This window comes from Antarcticirhabdus aurantiaca (genome assembly GCF_009765365.1).
Classification (GTDB): Bacteria; Pseudomonadota; Alphaproteobacteria; order Rhizobiales; family Rhizobiaceae; genus Antarcticirhabdus; species Antarcticirhabdus aurantiaca.
The window spans coordinates 23,883-40,578 of sequence record NZ_VTOM01000034.1 but is presented as its reverse complement, the minus strand read 5'-3'; the positions used below and the strand labels follow the sequence as shown (position 1 = coordinate 40,578).

The following is a 16,696-nucleotide window of genomic DNA, read 5'->3' as shown; positions in this document are numbered from 1 at the left end:
TCCTGTCGAGAGTTGGGTAGCCTTCTAGCTGGCAACGGTTCGGCGGGGAAGCTCGATAGCTTGCCTTACTTCTGCCCTCCTTCATTCAACGGGCAAGCCTGGCGATCTCCTCTCGACGGGGCTGCGCGTCGCTCATCGGCTCGACACTCGGCTATCGATCCGACGCGATGCTGCGCGTCAGCTTCTCCACTCGGAAAGGCCAAATCGGAAGGCTTGAGGAAGGCGTTCATTCCTCAGGCAAATGGCGGTGCGGTCTCGGAAACCGTTCGAAGCCCTGACCGAGAGTGGCAGCATCAAAAAATTCGTTGACGTGCAGTGGCTTGCGAAGCGGGAGCCACGGCAACCGAACGCGTTGTTCTTTGTTTGGCAAACCAGAAGGCAGTTCCGATCCGGGGCGCCAGTTGCCCCTAACCCCGCTCGGGCAACCGAGGGAGGAGTTCGCCTTGGTCCTACGCATCCTCATCGTCGAGGACGAGCCGCTGATCGCCATGGATCTCGAGGACACCTTCGCGGAGGCGGGCTTCCAGGTGGTGGGCATCGCCGTCGACATGCGGACGGCGATAGACTTGGCACGCCGAGAGCATCCCGACGTCGCGACCATGGACATCAACCTCATGAACGGATCGGACGGCGTCGAGACGGCGTGCCGGCTCTACCGCGAGTTCGACATCCGCTCGCTCTTCGTGTCATCGCACATCGAGCAAAGGACGAGGGCGTCCGCCGCCGACTGCAATCCCCTCGGCTTCGTGGGAAAGCCCTTTCACGCCGTGAAGGTCCTAGAAACGCTTTTGCGACGCGAAACCGCGCACCCTTCCGGAGATCGTCCTACCCCTTGAAACTAAAAGAAGTTGCAGGCGGTGCCAGCTTGCGCTTCAGGTGCAAGGCGGGGTGATAGCGATGCGTCGGGGACGAGCACAGTGCGTGAGACGAACGGCGAGGTAGAAGGCGGTGACATCCGCTTGGCGGCCCTACGCAGCTATGACATCCTCGACACGTCGACGGAGCAAGGCTTCGACGACCTCGCCGCCTTAGCCAAGCAGATCTGCGCGACCCCGGTTGCCTTGGTGACGCTGCTCGACCGCGACCGGCAATGGTTCAAGGCCCACGTCGGAACCGAGATCAGCGAGACGCCAATCGGCTCGGCCATCTGCCGACACGCGATCGGGCACGAAGGCGTCCTCGTCATCCCGGACCTCGCCGCCGATCCGCGCACGGCCGCCAACCCGCTGGTGACCGAGCCCCCGCACGTGCGCTTCTACGCCGGCGCCCCGCTGACGACCCCAACCGGGATCATGCTCGGAACCCTGTGCGTCCTTGATGTCGTGCCGCGACCGGAGGGGCTGAGTCCGGAGCAGCTCGTCACCCTCGAGGCGCTCGCCAGGCAGGTCATGGGTCAGCTCGAACTGCGCCGCGCCTTGAGCGAGCGCGACGCCGCCATCAGGAGCCACGAGGCCGGCAACGCCGTCGCGCTCGCCGAGGCCGCGCGCCTTGAAGCGATGATCGCGACCCAGCAGGCCGTGGCCGTCGCCGAGGCCGATCTCCGCGTCGTGTTCCAGGCCATCGTGGAAGGGGCGCTGCGCGTCGTCGACGCAGCGGACGGAGCGGTGATCGAGCTGCGGGATGGGAACGAGCTCGTCTACGACACGGTGTCCGGCACCTCGACTCCGCACCGCGGCATACGGCTGGGAATGGAGCAGACACTGTCCGGCAAGGCCGTGTTGACCGAACGGCCGCTCTACTGCGCCGACACGCGTGCCGACGACGAGATGGATCACGCCCAGGCTCGGGAGCTCGGCATCCGCTCCATGATCGTCGTGCCCGTGACACGCCGCGGCGAGCCGATCGGCGCTCTCAAGGTGCAGTCGAGCCGCGCGGACGCCTTCTCGCCCCGCGACGTGGTCATGACGCAGATGCTGGCAGGCCTCGTCGCCTCGGCCTTTGGCGACGTCGCGGAGGTTCGATCGCAGCGCGCCTTGCGCGAGGCCGACAGGCGCTACCGCCAGACCTTCGAGAGCGTCACTGAGTTCGCCATCGTCGTCACGGATCGCGAGGGCGCGGTCACCGAGTGGAATACGGGCGCCGAGCGCATCTTCGGCTGGACCGCCGACGAGATGCGCGGCAGCGACGCCTCGCGCTTCTTCACGCCCGAGGACCAAGCGGGAGGACGCGCCCGCTTCGAGATGGAGGAGTCGCTCCGCAACGGCCAAGCGCGGGACGAGCGCTGGCATCTGAAGAAGGACGGCAGCCGCTTCTACGCCAGCGGCAACATGATGCCGCTGGTCGGCGACGCGGGCGAGCACCTCGGCTTCATCAAGGTCGTGCGGGACCGCACCGAGCAGCACGAGGCCGGGAAGGCGCTGGAGGACAGTCGGCACGAGCTGGCCGCGAGCGAGGCCAAGTGGCGCGGGCTCTTCGAGAGCTTGGAGGAAGGCTTCATTCTGGGACGAGTCCTTCGCGATGAGCATGGGCGCGTCGTGGATTGGATGTACGAGGAGGTGAACCGCGCTTGGGGCGAACTGGTGGGCATTCCGTCCCAGGAGGCCGCGGGACGCACGATCCGCCAGTTGTTCCCCGGCATCGAGGATGCCTGGGTCGACGAGTTCGCCGACGTGGTGGAAACGGGCGAGGCTATTCGCTTCACGCGGCAGGTCGGCGCAATCGATCGCTGGTACGACGGCATCTGCCAGCCGATCGGCGATGACCGCTTCACCGTAATCTTCCTCGAAGTCACCCAGCGCGTCAAAGCTGAGGAAACCCTTCGCGCCACCGAAGAGCGCTATCGTCTCGCCTCGAGGGCCACGAACGACGCGATCTGGGACTGGGATCTCATCGCCAACCATGTTCGCTGGAATGAAGCGCTGGAGACCGCCTACGGCCACGCTCCAGAGGCGGTCGAGCCGACCGGCGAGTGGTGGATCGGGTGCATCCACCCTGACGATCGTGCGCGGATCAATGCTTCCATCCACGCCGTGATCGACGAGGGCGGCACGGCTTGGGCAGATGAATACCGCTTCGTTCGCGTCGACGGCACCTACGCCGATGTCTATGACCGCGGGCACGTCATCCGAGACGCACATGGGCGTCCGCTGCGGATGATCGGCGCCATGCTCGACCTCACGCGGGTCCAGAAGGCCGAGGCGGAACTGCGCGAGAGCCAGCGCGAGTTGCTCGTCGAGCGTGGTCTCCTGCAAGCGGTCATCCAACAGGCGCCCCTTGGCATCTCGATCGCCTGGGCCGATGGCCACGGCGAGATCAACGCGCGGCTGGAACAGATGCTCGGCCACGGGGCCGGCACGTCGGGCGACGCGCGGTATGCCTCGTTCCACGCCCTCCACGAGGATGGCCGACCCTACACGCCCGAGGAGTACCCGACCATCCGGGCGCTTCGCGGCGGCGAGACGCTGATCAACGAACCGATGCGCTACCGCAATCCCCGTTCGGGCGAGGTCCGGCGCCTGGAGCTTTCCTCGACGCCGGTGCGCGACGAGGCTGGCCGCATCCTGGCGGCGGTGACCATCGTCATCGACGTCGAGGATCGGCTGAGGGCCGAAGAATACCAGGGAGTCCTTAACCGTGAGATCAGCCACCGCCTGAAGAACTCGTTGGCCCTCGTGTCCGCGATCGTCACGCAGACGCTGCGTACGGCCCCTGATCTCCTCACAGCCCGCCGGGTTCTTACTGAGCGCATCCTGACGCTCTCAAACGCTCACGACATCCTCATGGCGGGACAAGGAGACGTCGCGTCTGTCGGCGAGGTGGTCCGGTCGGCGACGAGGATCCATGATGCCGGCGGACGCATCGAGATCGCTGGGCCCGAAGTCACCATCGGGCCGAGGGCTTCGTTGACGCTCTCGCTCATCTGTCACGAGCTCTCGACCAACGCCCTCAAGTACGGCTCGCTCTCGGTGCCGGAAGGCCGGGTGGTCATCTCGTGGTCTCTGGAATCCGGTGGGAGCGACGGCGTCATTCTCGTCTTCGAGTGGCAGGAGGAGGATGGTCCGCTGATCGAGCCTCCCCAGCGCCGCAGCTTCGGCACGCGCCTCATTGAGATGGGCCTGTCTGGGACGAGCGGCGGCGAGTCGGAACTGCTCTACCATCCGGCCGGCGTGCGATGCCGGATCGTGGCGCCGTTGAAGGATCTGCAAGAAGGCCAGTTGCCCTCGAGCATCTGAACCAAGGAGGTCGGTCACGGCAGCGACGTTGCCGTGACGGCAAGTCCGGTGCTTCGTCAAAGGCCCGGAAAGAACTGACCCAGCTTTGCTGCGCCGGGCGTTCCAGCAACCTCATCGGGCTTGAAGAGACCGTCCGGCTCCTCGTTACAGCGGTCGATATGCTCCTGAGTGACCACGACCGTACGGCCACGGCTTAGCCGCGTGCCCTCGGCCTCAGTTCGGGCCACGTCGTTCCAGTTGGCCATCGTCATTCCGTCATCCTCTCGGCACGGGCGACGCCTGCAACACGGTTGGCTCCGGCGAAGACGAAGGCATCCGGGTGACCTGATCGCCGCCCACGTCGATCGGCCCTATGTCGTTGATGCAGTGATATGAAGGGAGACCTGCGTTGACCCAGCCTGACCACGATGAAGCCATCCGGGAACGTGCCTACCTGCTGTGGGAGAAGGCTGGGTGTCCGAGCGGGCGCGAGCATGAGTTCTGGGCGCAGGCGTCCCGCGAGATCGAAGGCGAGGCACACGCCGCTAACAGCACGGAAGATCGCGTCGTAGCGCGCTAAACTGGCCGCCTCCCTGCGGAACGGCATTTGGGAGCCGCATCTTTCTTGCCGAGAACCAGGAGGACGTCATGTCCAACACCTTCGGCAAACCCAGACAGGATTTGCCGGACCCTGTCCTGCCCGGCCAGAACGACGATGACGCGATCGGCCGCCCCGACAACGCGACCATCCCCGGCCAGGATCTTCCCGCGGTTCCGCAAGGCCGGCCGGGCGAGACGAGCGAGCCTGACGAAAAACGGGCTGAAGGCGAGACCGGGGCACAGGGCAACGACTTTGCCTGAGCCCGCCGACGATCGACGCGAAGATGGCGCCGCCGCCTTCCGGGCCGGCAAGGCGAGAACCTCGAACCCGCACGACGCCGACTCTGAAGCTTGGATGAGCTGGATGGAGGGGTTCGATCAGGCTCAGATACGATCAGAGGCGGGAAGCCCTCGCGCCGCGTCTCACGTCAGCGCGCGGAAGGCCATCCAAAGGCCCATGGCGACCATCATCAGGTTCTCGGTCAGCGACACGAAGCCGAGGGGCACGTTCGAGTCGCCGCCGACGCAGGCGCACTTCAGCTCGCGCTTGTCGACGTAGACCGCCTTGAACACCGACACTGCCCCGACCGTGCCGATGAACAGCGCGATCGGCACCGACAGCCACGTCAGGGCGCCGGCGATCATCAGGACGCCCGCCAGCGCCTCGCCGAACGGGTAGAGGTAGGCGTACTGCACCCAGCGCCGCGCCAGGAGGTCGTAGCCGAGGAACATGTTGGAAAAGCCCTCGACGTCGCGCAGCTTCTGGACGGCGAGGAGGCACATGGCGATCGCGATGAACCACTCGACGGCGCGCACCGTCAGGAGGCTGCCGAACATCGCCCAGCTCACCGCCAGCGCCATCAGCGCGCTCATGGCGAAGACGGCGACCACGGGCGCGTAGGTGACGGCGTTCGGGTCGGCGATGCTCTTGTTGAAGCGTCGGCGCAGGTCGTCGTAGCCGCCGACTCGCTCGCCGTCGATGAAGGTCTGCGGGGTCGTCTTCACCCCGTGCTCGGCCTTGAACGCATCCGTCTCCTCGCGCGTCGTCAGCCAGTGGTCCTCGACCTCGAATCCTTCGCGCTTCAGGAGATCGACCGACTTCAGGCCGAACGGGCACAGGTGCTCGGGCATCACCATGCGGTAGATGACGGCCTTTCTGGGCGTCCCCACCTGGACTGTTCCGTGCCCGGCACTCGAGATGGTCGCGCTCATGTCCGTTCCTCCGAAGTCAGTTGCCGGCCGCCGCCTCGGCTTCCGACATCCGTGGAGCGAGGTCCGGCGCCCCGTCGGCGGGCGGGTTGGCTTCGAGGTCCGCGATCAGGCGTTCCATCTCCCCGATCTCGCGGACCTGCGCGGCGATGATGCCGTCGGCGAGTTCGCGCACGCGCGGGTCTCGGATATGGGCGCGCTCGCTGGTCATGATGGCAATGGAATGGTGCGGGATCATCGCCTTCATGTATGAAACGTCCGACACGGTCTCCTGGCTGCGCACGAGCCAGAGCGACCCGGCGAAGACGAGGACGCTCGCCACCACGATGCCGACGTTGGCGCCGCGCTTCGGGTACATGCCCCACATGAAGCCGATCATGATGATCGCCATGGTGGCGCCCATCACGACGGCCATCCACGTTCGCGTCTGGCTGAAGAACACGTGGTCCAACGCGAAGGTGTTCAGGTACATCAGCCCAAACATCACCACCGTGGAGGTCGCGATCATCGCGGCAAAGCGGGTGTAGGTCATCGGGACTGCCTGCCGGACGGTTGCTCTTCCGCAGGTAGGGCCGGCAGCCTGTCGGGGAAGGCGAGGCACTTGCCGCTCGCGAGGGGTGCCGTTCCAGGATGCTGCCCCACCTAACCGCGCACGGACCTTCCGCCCGGGTCCCGTTCCGGACGCCAGACGAAAGCTTCCCGTCATGCCGCAAGCCTTCGCGCAGACGCCTGCGCCAGCCGCCACCGATCCCGCAGCCGTCGACGCTTTGGCCGCGAACGCACCTCAGACCGTCGACCAGGCGGTGCGCGTCGACCCGGCTTTCGTGCTGTCCAAGATCGAGACCTGGGTCGTGGGCTTCCAGCGGCTCCTGCCGAACATCGTGGTGGCGCTCGTCTTGTTCGCGGTCGTGTTCGGTATCGGCTGGGCGGTCGAGCGCGCGTTCCGGCGCTGGGCGGACAAGCACGAGCGAGCGAACCTCGGAGCCGTGCTCGGCTCCTTCGTGAAGTGGATCATCCTCCTGGTGGGCGGCCTGCTCGCCCTCACGATCGTCATCCCCTCGCTGAACCCGGGCGACCTCATCGCAGGGCTCGGCATCGGGTCGGTGGCGATCGGCTTCGCCTTCAAGGACATTCTTCAGAACTGGCTGGCGGGGCTCCTGATCCTGATCCAGCGCCCGTTCGGCGTCGGCGACCAGATCGTCGTCAACGGCTACGAGGGCACGGTGGAGTGGATCGAGACGCGGGCGACCATCATCGCCATGTACGACGGGCGGCGGGCGATCATCCCGAACGCCGACGTCTATTCCAACGCCGTAACCGTGAATACGGCTCGCCCGACGCGGCGCTCGCAGTACGACGTCGGCATCGGCTACGGCGACGACATCGAGGCGGCGCGACGCGCGATCCTCGAGGCGATCGCGAAGGTACCGGGCCTGGAAGCTGAGCCCGCCCCGGAGGTGCTGGTCTGGGATCTCGCGGGCTCCAGCGTGAACCTGCGCGTGCGCTGGTGGACGCAGTCCAAGCGCACAAACGTCGTGCACGTGCAGGCCGCCGTCCTCGAGGCGATCAAGGGCGCGCTCGACAGCGTCGGCATCGACATGCCCTATCCGACGCAGGTCGTCCTCTTCCACGACCAGACCGAGGAAACCGATGGCGTCCGCGGCGAGCAGCGCGAGGGCTGGCCGAAGCAGCCGGGACGCGAGCCGCCCAGGCCTCTGCGGCAGCTCGCGTCTCGGCGCAGGGCGGACGAATCCGACGTCGAAGCTGCTTGCGACAGTCGGGGCGGAAGCGGAGCCCGCCCGTGACCTCGCGCTGGTTCTGGCTGCTTCGGCGCCTGTCGCGCCGCATCTGGGTGCGCGCCGCCCTGTTCTCGCTCGGCGGGGTCGTCACCGCGCTCGCGGCCACCTGGCTCAGCCCCTACATCCCGTACGACCTGCCGACCAAGATCGGATCGGATGCCGTGGACAACATCCTCGGCATCATCGCCTCCTCGATGCTGACGGTGACGACCTTCTCGCTGTCGACGATGGTCTCCGCCTACTCGGCCGCGACCTCGAACGTGACGCCGCGGGCGACGCGGCTCGTGATCGAGGACAAGACCACCCACAACGTCCTGTCGACCTTCATCGGATCGTTCCTGTTCAGCCTCGTCGGCATCATCGCCCTGTCGACGGGCCTCTACGGCGACCGAGGCCGCGTCATCCTCTTCGCCGTCACCCTTCTGGTGATCGTCGCCATCGTGGTGACGCTGCTGCGCTGGATCGACCACCTGTCGAGCCTCGGGCGGGTGACGCAGACCACCGAGCGCGTCGAGGCAGCCGCCCTGGCTGCGATGCGCGAGCGCCGTCGCGCGCCCTTCATGGGCGGCGCGCCGCTCCACGATCCCGCTTCGATCCCGCGCTCGGCACGACCGGTGTTCGCGAACGAGGTCGGCTACGTGCAGCATGTGGACGTCGGCGCCCTGGCCGGGATCGCAGCCGACGGATCGGGGCGCATCTACCTGCGGAGCATACCCGGCGACCTCGTCGACCCGACGGCGCCGATCGCGATGGCCGATGGCCTCGACGTCGAGAACCAGGAGCAGCGCATCCGCAATTGCTTCTCGGTCGGCGACATCCGCTCCTACGACCAGGACCCTCGCTTCGGGGCCTCGGTCCTGACGGAGATCGCCAGCCGCGCCCTGTCGCCCGGCATCAATGATCCGGGCACGGCCATCGACGTGATCGGGCGGGCGGTGCGCCTCCTGGCCGTCTGGGGCGAGCCGCCCGAGCGCGAGGGCGAGATCGAGCATCCCAGCGTGTTCGTGCCACCGGTCATGATCGGCGACCTCTTCGACGACCTGTTCACGCCCATCGCGCGCGACGGCGCGTCGACGGTGGAAATCGGCGTGCGCCTTCAGAAGGCCTTCCGCACGCTGGCGCGCTACGGGCGGGACGGATTCGCCGAGAATGCCCGGCGCCATTCGCGCGAAGCCCTGGAGCGCGCAGAGGCGGCGCTCGCCATCGAGGCCGACAAGCAGCGGCTCAGAACCTTGGCCAACGAGGTCGGGGCGACCTAGCGCAGGGTCTGTCCCGACCACCCCTGCAATCAACGACCGAAAGTCCGAGCTTGACCGCCACGACACTGAACAAGCCCGTCTTCCTGATCTCCAGCGTGATCATCGTCGGGCTTGCCCTGTTCGGCGCCCTTCTGCCGCAGGACGCCACCCGCATCTTCTCGGCCGGGCAGGCCTTCGTCCTCGAGACCTTCGGCTGGCTCTACCTGCTCGCCGTCGGCGTGTTCGTCTTCGCGGTCCTGTTCCTTGCCGTCAGCCGATATGGCAACCTGAAACTCGGTCCCGACGATGCCGAGCCCGACTACCGCTACCTGTCCTGGCTCGCGATGCTGTTCGCGGCGGGCATGGGCATCGGGCTCATGTTCTACGCCGTCGCCGAGCCGATCCTCCACTACTCCGTGCCCCCGGAAGCGGCGCCCGGTAGCTTCGACGCCGCCCGGCAGGCGATGTCGATCGTCTTCTTCCACTGGGGCATCCATGCCTGGTCGATCTACGCCGTGGTCGGCCTGTCGCTCGCCTACTTCTCGTTCCGCTACAACCTGCCCCTCACCATTCGCGCAGGCCTCTATCCGCTGATCCGCGACCGCATCCGGGGGCCCATCGGCGACGCCGTCGACATCTTCGCGATCTGCGGGACGATGTTCGGCATAGCGACGTCGCTCGGCCTCGGCGTCCTCCAGATCAATGCTGGCCTGAACTACCTCCTGGGCGTGCCTCAGACGGCGATGGTCCAGGTCGGGCTGATCGCGGTGGTGACAGCGCTCGCCACCGTCTCTGTAGTGTCGGGGCTGGACGTCGGCATCCGCCGCCTGTCCGAGGGCAACCTCCTCGTCGCGATCGCCCTGATGCTATTCGTCCTCGTCGTCGGCCCGACCGAGTTCATCTTCCGCGCCTTCGTCCAGAACGTCGGCACCTATCTCGATGGCTTCATCGACCGCACCTTCAAGCTCTACGCCTACGAGCCCCGCGACTGGGTCAGCAACTGGACCCTCTTCTACTGGGCCTGGTGGATCTCCTGGTCGCCCTTCGTCGGCATGTTCATCGCGCGCATCTCGCGCGGGCGAACCGTCCGGGAGTTCGTGGTCGGCGTCCTGTTCGTGCCCTCGGCCTTCACGTTCTTCTGGATGACGGTCTTCGGCAATACGGCGATCTCGCTCGACATGGGCGTGGCCTCGGGCGCCATCTCGCGTGCCGTCGGTGCCGACCTTTCCATCGCCCTGTTCCAGTTCTTCGAGTACCTGCCGCTAAGCGCGGTGACCTCGACGCTCGGCGTGATTCTCGTCGCGGTGTTCTTCGTGACGTCCTCCGATTCAGGCTCGATGGTGGTCGACACGATCGCCTCGGGTGGTTCCACCAACACGCCGATCTGGCAGCGTATCTACTGGTGCGGGCTCGAGGGCGCGGTCGCCGCCGCTCTGCTTCTGGCCGGCGGTCTGACGGCCTTGCAGACCATGACCCTGATCAGCGCCCTGCCGTTCACGATCGTGCTCCTCCTCCTGGTGTTCGGCCTCCTCAAGGGCATGCGGGCCGACGTCGCCCGGCGGGAGGAGCACCGCTACGCGCAGCCGGCCATCGCGGTGCGCTCGGCGACTTGGCAGAAGCGCCTCGCGGGCATCCTGCACCAGCCGACCGAGCGCGACATCGCCGGGCTCATCAAGGGCACGGCGCTGCCCGCCCTGCGCGAGGTCGAGCGCGAACTCTCGCAGGGCGGCCTTGCCTGCGGCGTAGAGACGGGCTCTGACGGATCGGTGACGCTGACGGTGGAGGCGGAGGGAACGCGCAACTTCGTCTACGGCATCGCGCCCGTCAGCCACCCCACCATGGTATTCTCCGCGACCGACGCCTCGCGTTCCGACGCGCGGCGCGAGCACGCGTGGGCCGCCCGCACCGTCTTCTCGGACGGGTCGCGCGGCTATGACGTGGCAGGCTTCTCGCGCGAGGACCTCATCGCCGACGTCCTCGCGCAGTTCGAGCGGTATCGGGTGCTCACGAGCGCGCCCAGCACCGCCCTCTACGCAGCCTCGCCCGATCCGCAGGCGGTCGAATAACGTCGGCTCAACCATGACGTGAGTGCGCTGGGCGGGCGACTGTGCTTCCCATCGCGGCAGGCCGTGCCAAGCGCGCCTCGGTAGTCCGTCCGCTCCGGCCGACGGCAGGGCGGCCGGCCCGATGGTCCTTCGTGCATTCTCTGAGCCAACGAAGCGCGTCGGACGTCGCGACGGTGAACCATTCCAAAGTCCAATGCCTTAACCCTGAGAGGCACCGACATCGGAGGATCACGCCATGGCCAATCAGGACAAGCCGAACCGCCCGACAGAAAGCAACACCCGGATCACGGAGACCGACCTCGCGCAGGAGCGCATGGGCAACAACCAGCTCCAGGGAAACGACCAGGAAAGCGTCCACAACCAGCGCCACGCCGTTCCCGACGTGAAGACCGAGACTGAAGGCGTCGTGGAAAGCTTCGAGAACATGGATCCCGAGACGCGGGCGAAGCGCGAGAACGGAGGCTGACGCGATCATGACCAGGCTCGCAACCCTCATCGCCGCCATGCTCCTGTCCGGTGCATCCCTCGCCAGCGCGCAGGACGTCGCCCCGGCCTGCGGGGACGGCGTGGAGGTCCGGCGCGGCGACACGCTCAGCGCCATCGCGGAGCGGTGCGACATCTCGGAAGCGCGGCTGCTGGCCTCCAATCCCGCCCTCGAGGGATCGGGGGATCTCGTGATTGGCCAGACTCTCTCGACACGCTCGGCCGCCCGGCGGGCGGGAGAGCGCCTCTGGGGCGACGTCAAGGACGCGGTCGGTCAAACGAGTGATGCGCTGGAGGGCGTCGCAAGTGGCCTTAACGCGACGGCGCAGGACATCCTCGAGAAGAACCCGGACCTTCGCTCCCGCGTGGAAGGATTGGGCTCCAGGCTCGGCGTCACGGAGGGCGGGGCAGCGCGCAGCGCGACGGTCGAGGCGCAGTCGGTTCCCGGTCAGGCCGCCCTCGACCTCATGGCCATGGGTTTGCCTGCCGATGCGGCCGTTCGCGTGAACGTCGGCCCCCCGGGCGCGGCGTCGGAACAGGTCGGGCAGACGAACGCGACCGCAGACGGGACGGTTCGGGAGAGGATCCCGCTGCCCGACTGGCTGCCGGCTGGTAAGCGGGTCGTCGTCACCCTTGCCGACGTCGAGGGGAACGTCTTGGCCCGCTCGTCGGTCCCCGCTGCGAACTGATGCGCGTCCGTCCGGCGGCTCAATGTCCGGACGGGCGCGACCACGTCCTGCGGGCCACCACGCCGAGGCTGAGGCCCTGCACCACGATCGTGAAGAGGACCACGGCGTAGGTTGCTGCCAGGATCGGCGACTTCGCGGGATCGTCCGGCAGGGACAGGGCGAGCGCGACGGAAATGCCGCCCCGCACGCCCGCCCAGGTCAGAAACGGAATGTTGCGGGCCGACAGCGAGCCCGTCCAGCGGAACAGGAGGACGGGCAGGGAGACGGCCACCAGCCGGGCGCCGAGCGCCAAGGGAACAGCGGTCAGTGCGAGGACCATGGCGGTCGGCTCGAAGCGCAAGATGATCACCTCGAGCCCGATGAGCAGGAACAGGACCGAGTTCAGGACCTCGTCGATTAACATCCAGAGTGCCGAAACGTAGCCCTGCGTCCGGTCGCTCATCGCCTTTCGAGGGGCGAGGTCGCCCACGACGATCCCCGCGGCGACCACCGCAAGCGGACCGCTCAAGCCCAGCTTCTGCGCGACCGCATACGTGCCCGCCACCAGGGCCAAGGTGATCAGCACCTCGACCGCGAAATCGTCGATCGCCCGCATGGCCCGGTAGGCCACATATCCGGCGACGAGCCCGAGTGCGATGCCGCCGCCCGCCTCGACGGCGAGGTGCTCGAAGGCGGACGCCACCGTGAAGTCCTCAGCCCCCATGCCCGTCGCGAAGCCGAGGAGGAGCGTGAAGAGGACGACGCCAACGCCGTCGTTGAACAGGGCCTCTCCCTGCATCTCGATCTGGACCTCGTCCGGCACGGAGACGTTCTTCAGGACGTTGAGGACGGCCACCGGGTCGGTGGGGCTGATCAGGGCGCCGAACAGGAGAGCCCAGGCCAGCGGCATCGAGAGTCCCGCAACGCCTGCCGCCCACCAGAAGCCCAAGCCGACGATGGCGGTCGAGATCACCGTGCCGACGAGCGCGAGAAACGCGATCTGCCAGGCGCGGCTTCGCAGGAGGCGGACGTTGAGGTTGATGGCGCCGGCGAAGAGGAGGAAGGCGAGCATGCCGTCCATGACGACCTGCGTGAAGTCGATCTGACGCAGGGCTCGGGCCAGCTCGTCGTAGAGCAGCTCGTTCGGGAACATTGCTTCGACGCCGACGAGGACGAGCGACGACAGCAGCCCCATGATCAGAAGCCCCGTGGCATGCGGCAGGTGGATGAGGCGGTGGTTCAGCCAGCCGAACAGGGCGGAGAGAACGAGGAGGAGAGCGGAGACGTCGAGGATGGAGATCATGAAGTCGGCTGTCCTTGAACAGGCTTGCAGTCGGCCGCTCGTCGCCGATCCGGCGGAATGGGCAGGGGCGCGGGCAAGGCCGGTCAGCCGCAGAAGCTTCAATCGATGGAATGCATGTGCTGGAAGTAGGCCTTCACCTCGAACGCGGCACCGATCATCCCGATTGCGGTGCCGAGGGAGGCGTCGGAGTCCGGCATCAACAATCGCGCCGTGAGTAGCGGGCTGTCGTCAGGAAAGTTGCACCGATTGCGACTGCGCGCCGCGTTCAGCAGATCCTATCCGAGGACCATGTCAGGGCGCCGAGGAGCACGTCTGTCACCGACATCCCTGCAAGGATCGCCCCTATCGTCCCGTGCGGTCGCAAAGGTCGGGGAGTGCCGCGGCAACGAAGGTTAGGACATGATCTCAGCCGCGCCGGGTCACTGCTAGCTGACGAGAATCGCTCGATGCTTGCCCGATCGAGCACACATCGAACGGCATCGCAGGCCATGCCATTTCCGACAGATTGCTATCGATCCGTTCGGAAGACGACGCTGATCGTGCCGTCGCTCTCCAGGATCATGGTGTCGACCTGTTCCGGGTCCTGCCCGCCATTCGAACGGATCGCGCTTATCGCTTCGTCCCGGGTCACGCGTTCGGAGCGCATCGTGCTGTCGCAGAACTCGCCGTGGCGGATCAGAAGGGCTGGCTCGGACCTGACGGCGTGGGCGAAGGCCCGCCAGCGGACGGACGTGTAGGCCACCGCGAACTGCATGCCGATGAGAAGCGCGAGCGCGACGGCTCCTTCCGCCAGCGCGATCGACTCCTGAAGAAGAATGGCGGAAAGGGTCGAGCCCAGCGCCACCGTTACGACGAGGTCGAAGGCGTTCAGCTTGGCGAGCGTCCGCTTGCCCGAGATGCGCAGGAACAGGACGAGCGTGGCATAGGCGAGGACACCGACGACAATCGTTCTCACGATGCCCTGCCAGTCCTGAAACAGCATGTTCTTCCAGTCCATGGTCACGCTCCACCGATGCGAACCCCCGCTCTCGTAACAGGATGGCGCCGGCGGACGAGACGTCACGGGGCCGGACCTGAATGCTTGAGTGCCGATCGGCGAACGGTACGCAGGCGAACTGAATTCGGCCGACGGATGCCGGAACGGCGCGCCGCCGCCGGGATTGGCCAAGCATCACGTCCGATCGAAAGGAGCGACCATGATCAGGACCTTCGCCGCCGCGCTGCTCGGAACCACCCTCGCCATGGCGACGGATGCATTCGCCCAGGAGACCTCCGGCCAGCCTATGCAGACCGCGGCCGCCGGGAACAACGCCGCCATGCAGGGCGGCTTCCTCACGATCCAGCAGGCCGATCAGATGCTCGGCTCCAACCTGATGGATGCGAACGTTATGGGCGCCGCCAACGAGGACATCGGCGAGGTCGAGGACCTGCTGCTCGATCAGCAAGGCCGCGTCATCGGCGTCGTTGTCGAAGTCGGCGGCTTCCTCGGCATCGGCGACAAGGAAGTCGCCATTCCGTCCGAGGCCCTCCGCTTCGTGCTCGCACAGGATGCTCAGGCGACCACGGCCGGAAACACTCAGACCATGGTGGACCCCGCTAACACGGCATCGGTCACGCCCGGCACCGCACCGGCGCCGGCCGCCGACGCGTCCGGCACGGCCGCGGTGGGCGTTCAGCCCGGCACGATGGGGATGAGCCCAGGGACGACCAGCCCCGACGGGATGAACACGACGACCGCCTCCGCGAATGCGACGTCCCAGCGCCTCGGCAACTGGGGCTGGACCGGCGGCCGGATCGACCACATCCAGATCGATTTCACGCGCGAGCAGCTCGAGCAAGCGCCGGCCTTCGAGTCGGTCGACAACTGAGCACGATTGGCATGTCCAAATGATCTGATGGTGCCGCGGCTTGGCTGCCGCGGCACTTCCATGCTGCCGGCCGCATCACACCTGCGGTGCTCGCTCGGGCCTGTCCACCAAGCGCCTCCCCGTGGACGCCTGGTGGCGGTCGGTCTCGCAGACCTGCCATCCGGCTTGCACTATCCTTGGAAACGGTGATCGAACGCCTCATGCACTCTTTGCCCGAGAGCCGGAACACCCTCCTGCGCTTCCTGTCGGAACCGATGGCGGCGGCGGTGTTCTCGCAAGCGGAGCCGTTCAAGCTGTCCAGGCGGCAGATTCTCCACATGCGTGGTCTGCCCTTCGAGCACGTGTACTTCATCGAGCATGGCGTCGTATCCGTCATCGCGGACGTCGATGGGAACCGGGAGATCGAAATCTGGCTGGTTGGCCACGAGGGCTTCATCGGCCTGCCGCTCGTTCTCGGCAGCTTCAGCTCGCCTTTCAAGCGCGTGGTCAGCATCGGCGGCGAGGCGCGTCGCTTGCCAGCCGAGTCCTTTCAGACGCTTCTCGCGCAGCATCCCGAGCTTCAAAGGCTGATGCTGCGTTACGCCCATTCAATCGCCATCCAGACGGGCCAGGCGCTCGCCTGCGCGACACGGCACTCGGTGGAGCAGCGCCTGGCGCGCTGGCTCCTCTCGGCCCAGGACCGCCTGGACGGCGATGTCCTGCCGCTGACACACTCGACGCTCGCGCGCCTAATCGGGACGCGGCGGGCCAGCATCACGGTCGCGCTCAACAGGATGGGGGAGAGCGGCTTGGTCGACCTGCGCCGCGGCAGGATCGACATCCGAAACAGGGACGCGCTCGTCGAGCTGAGCTGCAAGTGCTACGGCATCATGCGAGCGGCCAACGAGGCGATCTACGACTGATCCTGTCCTTGTCGCCGGCGCGGACGTCTGCCTGTGACGGCTGGAGCGCCGCGCCGGAAGGTCTGCGTCATTTTCTGCACCAGCACCCAGTCGGGGATCTGCTCGACCAAGGGGCGGCTGACCACGGGCAGCACCCGCTCGTGCCAGAGTGCCATCTGCTCGGGCGACAAGCCCTTGAGCCCGTGCCGGATGACCAAGCCGACGATCTCCGCCTCGGCGGAAGCCGGGTGAAAGACACGGAAGCGCAGGAAATCCTTCAGCAGGGATGCGCGCTCTTGATCGACGACGTGCATCCTCCTCAAGCCTCCACGCTTCGGGCTCCATGACTTTCGATGAGAGCCGCCTCGTCGGGCGGCCGGAGAGGGGGTGTGGCGGCAGTGCCTCCCATGCCGCCACACCGGTCATCCGG

17 protein-coding genes are annotated in these 16,696 nt (G+C 66.9%); 11 read left to right on the top strand and 6 right to left on the bottom strand.

The genetic code is table 11. The annotated features are described in order from the left end of the window. Positions 1-443: 443 nt before the first annotated feature. Together FZN60_RS26950 and FZN60_RS26945 are read left to right on the top strand one after the other, a co-directional pair. A complete protein-coding gene (locus FZN60_RS26950) occupies positions 444-836 on the top strand; it encodes a response regulator (protein WP_246727242.1) in 393 nt (130 codons plus the stop codon). An 81-nt stretch (positions 837-917) separates the two neighbouring features. Further along, positions 918-4,172 (top strand): PAS domain S-box protein, encoded by a 3,255-nt coding sequence (locus tag FZN60_RS26945; protein ID WP_158877227.1) that lies wholly within the window; start codon positions 918-920, stop codon positions 4,170-4,172. Positions 4,173-4,228: 56 nt separating this feature from the next. Here the strand turns inward: FZN60_RS26945 and FZN60_RS26940 are convergent, their stop codons facing one another. Next, entirely contained in the window at positions 4,229-4,423 is a 195-nt protein-coding gene (locus tag FZN60_RS26940) for a hypothetical protein (RefSeq protein ID WP_158877225.1), read from the bottom strand. A 137-nt stretch (positions 4,424-4,560) separates the two neighbouring features. On the opposite strand from FZN60_RS26940, the gene FZN60_RS26935 reads away from it, so the two are divergent. Beyond that, positions 4,561-4,731: a DUF2934 domain-containing protein gene (locus FZN60_RS26935; RefSeq protein WP_158877223.1), complete on the top strand. Its 171-nt coding sequence runs from the start codon at positions 4,561-4,563 to the stop codon at positions 4,729-4,731. Positions 4,732-4,799: 68 nt separating this feature from the next. Then, a complete protein-coding gene (locus FZN60_RS26930) occupies positions 4,800-5,012 on the top strand; it encodes a hypothetical protein (RefSeq protein ID WP_158877221.1) in 213 nt (70 codons plus the stop codon). Between the two features lie 162 nt (positions 5,013-5,174). Here the strand turns inward: FZN60_RS26930 and FZN60_RS26925 are convergent, their stop codons facing one another. Beyond that, positions 5,175-5,963: a MauE/DoxX family redox-associated membrane protein gene (locus FZN60_RS26925; protein ID WP_158877206.1), complete on the bottom strand. Its 789-nt coding sequence runs from the start codon at positions 5,961-5,963 to the stop codon at positions 5,175-5,177. 16 nt (positions 5,964-5,979) lie between these two features. Further along, positions 5,980-6,492 carry a DUF305 domain-containing protein gene (locus FZN60_RS26920; RefSeq protein ID WP_158877204.1) on the bottom strand — a complete coding sequence of 171 codons (513 nt, stop codon included), beginning with the start codon at positions 6,490-6,492 and terminating at the stop codon, positions 5,980-5,982. Between the two features lie 172 nt (positions 6,493-6,664). On the opposite strand from FZN60_RS26920, the gene FZN60_RS26915 reads away from it, so the two are divergent. The 5 genes from FZN60_RS26915 (at position 6,665) to FZN60_RS26895 (ending at position 12,235) form a co-directional block, all read left to right on the top strand. After that, positions 6,665-7,765, top strand: a complete 1,101-nt coding sequence (locus FZN60_RS26915) for a mechanosensitive ion channel family protein (protein ID WP_158877202.1) — start codon at positions 6,665-6,667, stop codon at positions 7,763-7,765. After that, a complete protein-coding gene (locus FZN60_RS26910) occupies positions 7,762-9,018 on the top strand; it encodes a DUF2254 domain-containing protein (RefSeq protein WP_158877200.1) in 1,257 nt (418 codons plus the stop codon). The genes FZN60_RS26915 and FZN60_RS26910 overlap by 4 nt, the downstream gene beginning before the upstream one ends. A 50-nt stretch (positions 9,019-9,068) precedes the next feature. Continuing rightward, complete coding sequence (locus FZN60_RS26905; protein WP_422569997.1) at positions 9,069-11,063, top strand: BCCT family transporter; 1,995 nt, start codon at positions 9,069-9,071, stop codon at positions 11,061-11,063. A 235-nt stretch (positions 11,064-11,298) separates the two neighbouring features. After that, entirely contained in the window at positions 11,299-11,529 is a 231-nt protein-coding gene (locus FZN60_RS26900; protein WP_158877198.1) for a hypothetical protein, read from the top strand. 7 nt (positions 11,530-11,536) lie between these two features. After that, positions 11,537-12,235: a LysM peptidoglycan-binding domain-containing protein gene (locus FZN60_RS26895; RefSeq protein WP_158877196.1), complete on the top strand. Its 699-nt coding sequence runs from the start codon at positions 11,537-11,539 to the stop codon at positions 12,233-12,235. 19 nt (positions 12,236-12,254) lie between these two features. Here FZN60_RS26895 and FZN60_RS26890 read toward each other — a convergent pair whose 3' ends face one another. Next, on the bottom strand, positions 12,255-13,517 hold the full coding sequence (locus FZN60_RS26890) for a cation:proton antiporter (protein ID WP_158877194.1): 1,263 nt from the start codon (positions 13,515-13,517) through the stop codon (positions 12,255-12,257). 508 nt (positions 13,518-14,025) lie between these two features. Continuing rightward, positions 14,026-14,514, bottom strand: coding sequence for a DUF421 domain-containing protein (locus tag FZN60_RS26885; protein WP_158877245.1), 489 nt, complete (start codon positions 14,512-14,514; stop codon positions 14,026-14,028). Positions 14,515-14,713: 199 nt separating this feature from the next. Here FZN60_RS26885 and FZN60_RS26880 point away from each other — a divergent pair, with 199 nt between their 5' ends. Next, positions 14,714-15,385 carry a PRC-barrel domain-containing protein gene (locus FZN60_RS26880; RefSeq protein WP_158877192.1) on the top strand — a complete coding sequence of 224 codons (672 nt, stop codon included), beginning with the start codon at positions 14,714-14,716 and terminating at the stop codon, positions 15,383-15,385. A 200-nt stretch (positions 15,386-15,585) separates the two neighbouring features. After that, positions 15,586-16,287, top strand: a complete 702-nt coding sequence (locus tag FZN60_RS26875) for a Crp/Fnr family transcriptional regulator (protein ID WP_158877190.1) — start codon at positions 15,586-15,588, stop codon at positions 16,285-16,287. Here the strand turns inward: FZN60_RS26875 and FZN60_RS26870 are convergent. After that, on the bottom strand, positions 16,278-16,580 hold the full coding sequence (locus FZN60_RS26870) for a hypothetical protein (protein WP_158877188.1): 303 nt from the start codon (positions 16,578-16,580) through the stop codon (positions 16,278-16,280). The two genes, FZN60_RS26875 and FZN60_RS26870, sit on opposite strands and share 10 nt — an antisense overlap. Positions 16,581-16,696: the final 116 nt, after the last annotated feature.

What these genes read in the sequence shown, in the direction of transcription:
- FZN60_RS26940 (WP_158877225.1), bottom strand. Translation starts at nt 4,423, where the DNA reads ATGACGATGGCCAACTGGAACGACGTGGCCCGAACTGAGGCCGAGGGC.
- FZN60_RS26930 (WP_158877221.1), top strand. Translation starts at nt 4,800, where the DNA reads ATGTCCAACACCTTCGGCAAACCCAGACAGGATTTGCCGGACCCTGTC.
- FZN60_RS26925 (WP_158877206.1), bottom strand. Translation starts at nt 5,963, where the DNA reads ATGAGCGCGACCATCTCGAGTGCCGGGCACGGAACAGTCCAGGTGGGG.
- FZN60_RS26920 (WP_158877204.1), bottom strand. Translation starts at nt 6,492, where the DNA reads ATGACCTACACCCGCTTTGCCGCGATGATCGCGACCTCCACGGTGGTG.
- FZN60_RS26915 (WP_158877202.1), top strand. Translation starts at nt 6,665, where the DNA reads ATGCCGCAAGCCTTCGCGCAGACGCCTGCGCCAGCCGCCACCGATCCC.
- FZN60_RS26900 (WP_158877198.1), top strand. Translation starts at nt 11,299, where the DNA reads ATGGCCAATCAGGACAAGCCGAACCGCCCGACAGAAAGCAACACCCGG.
- FZN60_RS26895 (WP_158877196.1), top strand. Translation starts at nt 11,537, where the DNA reads ATGACCAGGCTCGCAACCCTCATCGCCGCCATGCTCCTGTCCGGTGCA.
- FZN60_RS26890 (WP_158877194.1), bottom strand. Translation starts at nt 13,517, where the DNA reads ATGATCTCCATCCTCGACGTCTCCGCTCTCCTCCTCGTTCTCTCCGCC.
- FZN60_RS26885 (WP_158877245.1), bottom strand. Translation starts at nt 14,514, where the DNA reads ATGGACTGGAAGAACATGCTGTTTCAGGACTGGCAGGGCATCGTGAGA.
- FZN60_RS26880 (WP_158877192.1), top strand. Translation starts at nt 14,714, where the DNA reads ATGATCAGGACCTTCGCCGCCGCGCTGCTCGGAACCACCCTCGCCATG.
- FZN60_RS26875 (WP_158877190.1), top strand. Translation starts at nt 15,586, where the DNA reads ATGCACTCTTTGCCCGAGAGCCGGAACACCCTCCTGCGCTTCCTGTCG.
- FZN60_RS26870 (WP_158877188.1), bottom strand. Translation starts at nt 16,580, where the DNA reads ATGCACGTCGTCGATCAAGAGCGCGCATCCCTGCTGAAGGATTTCCTG.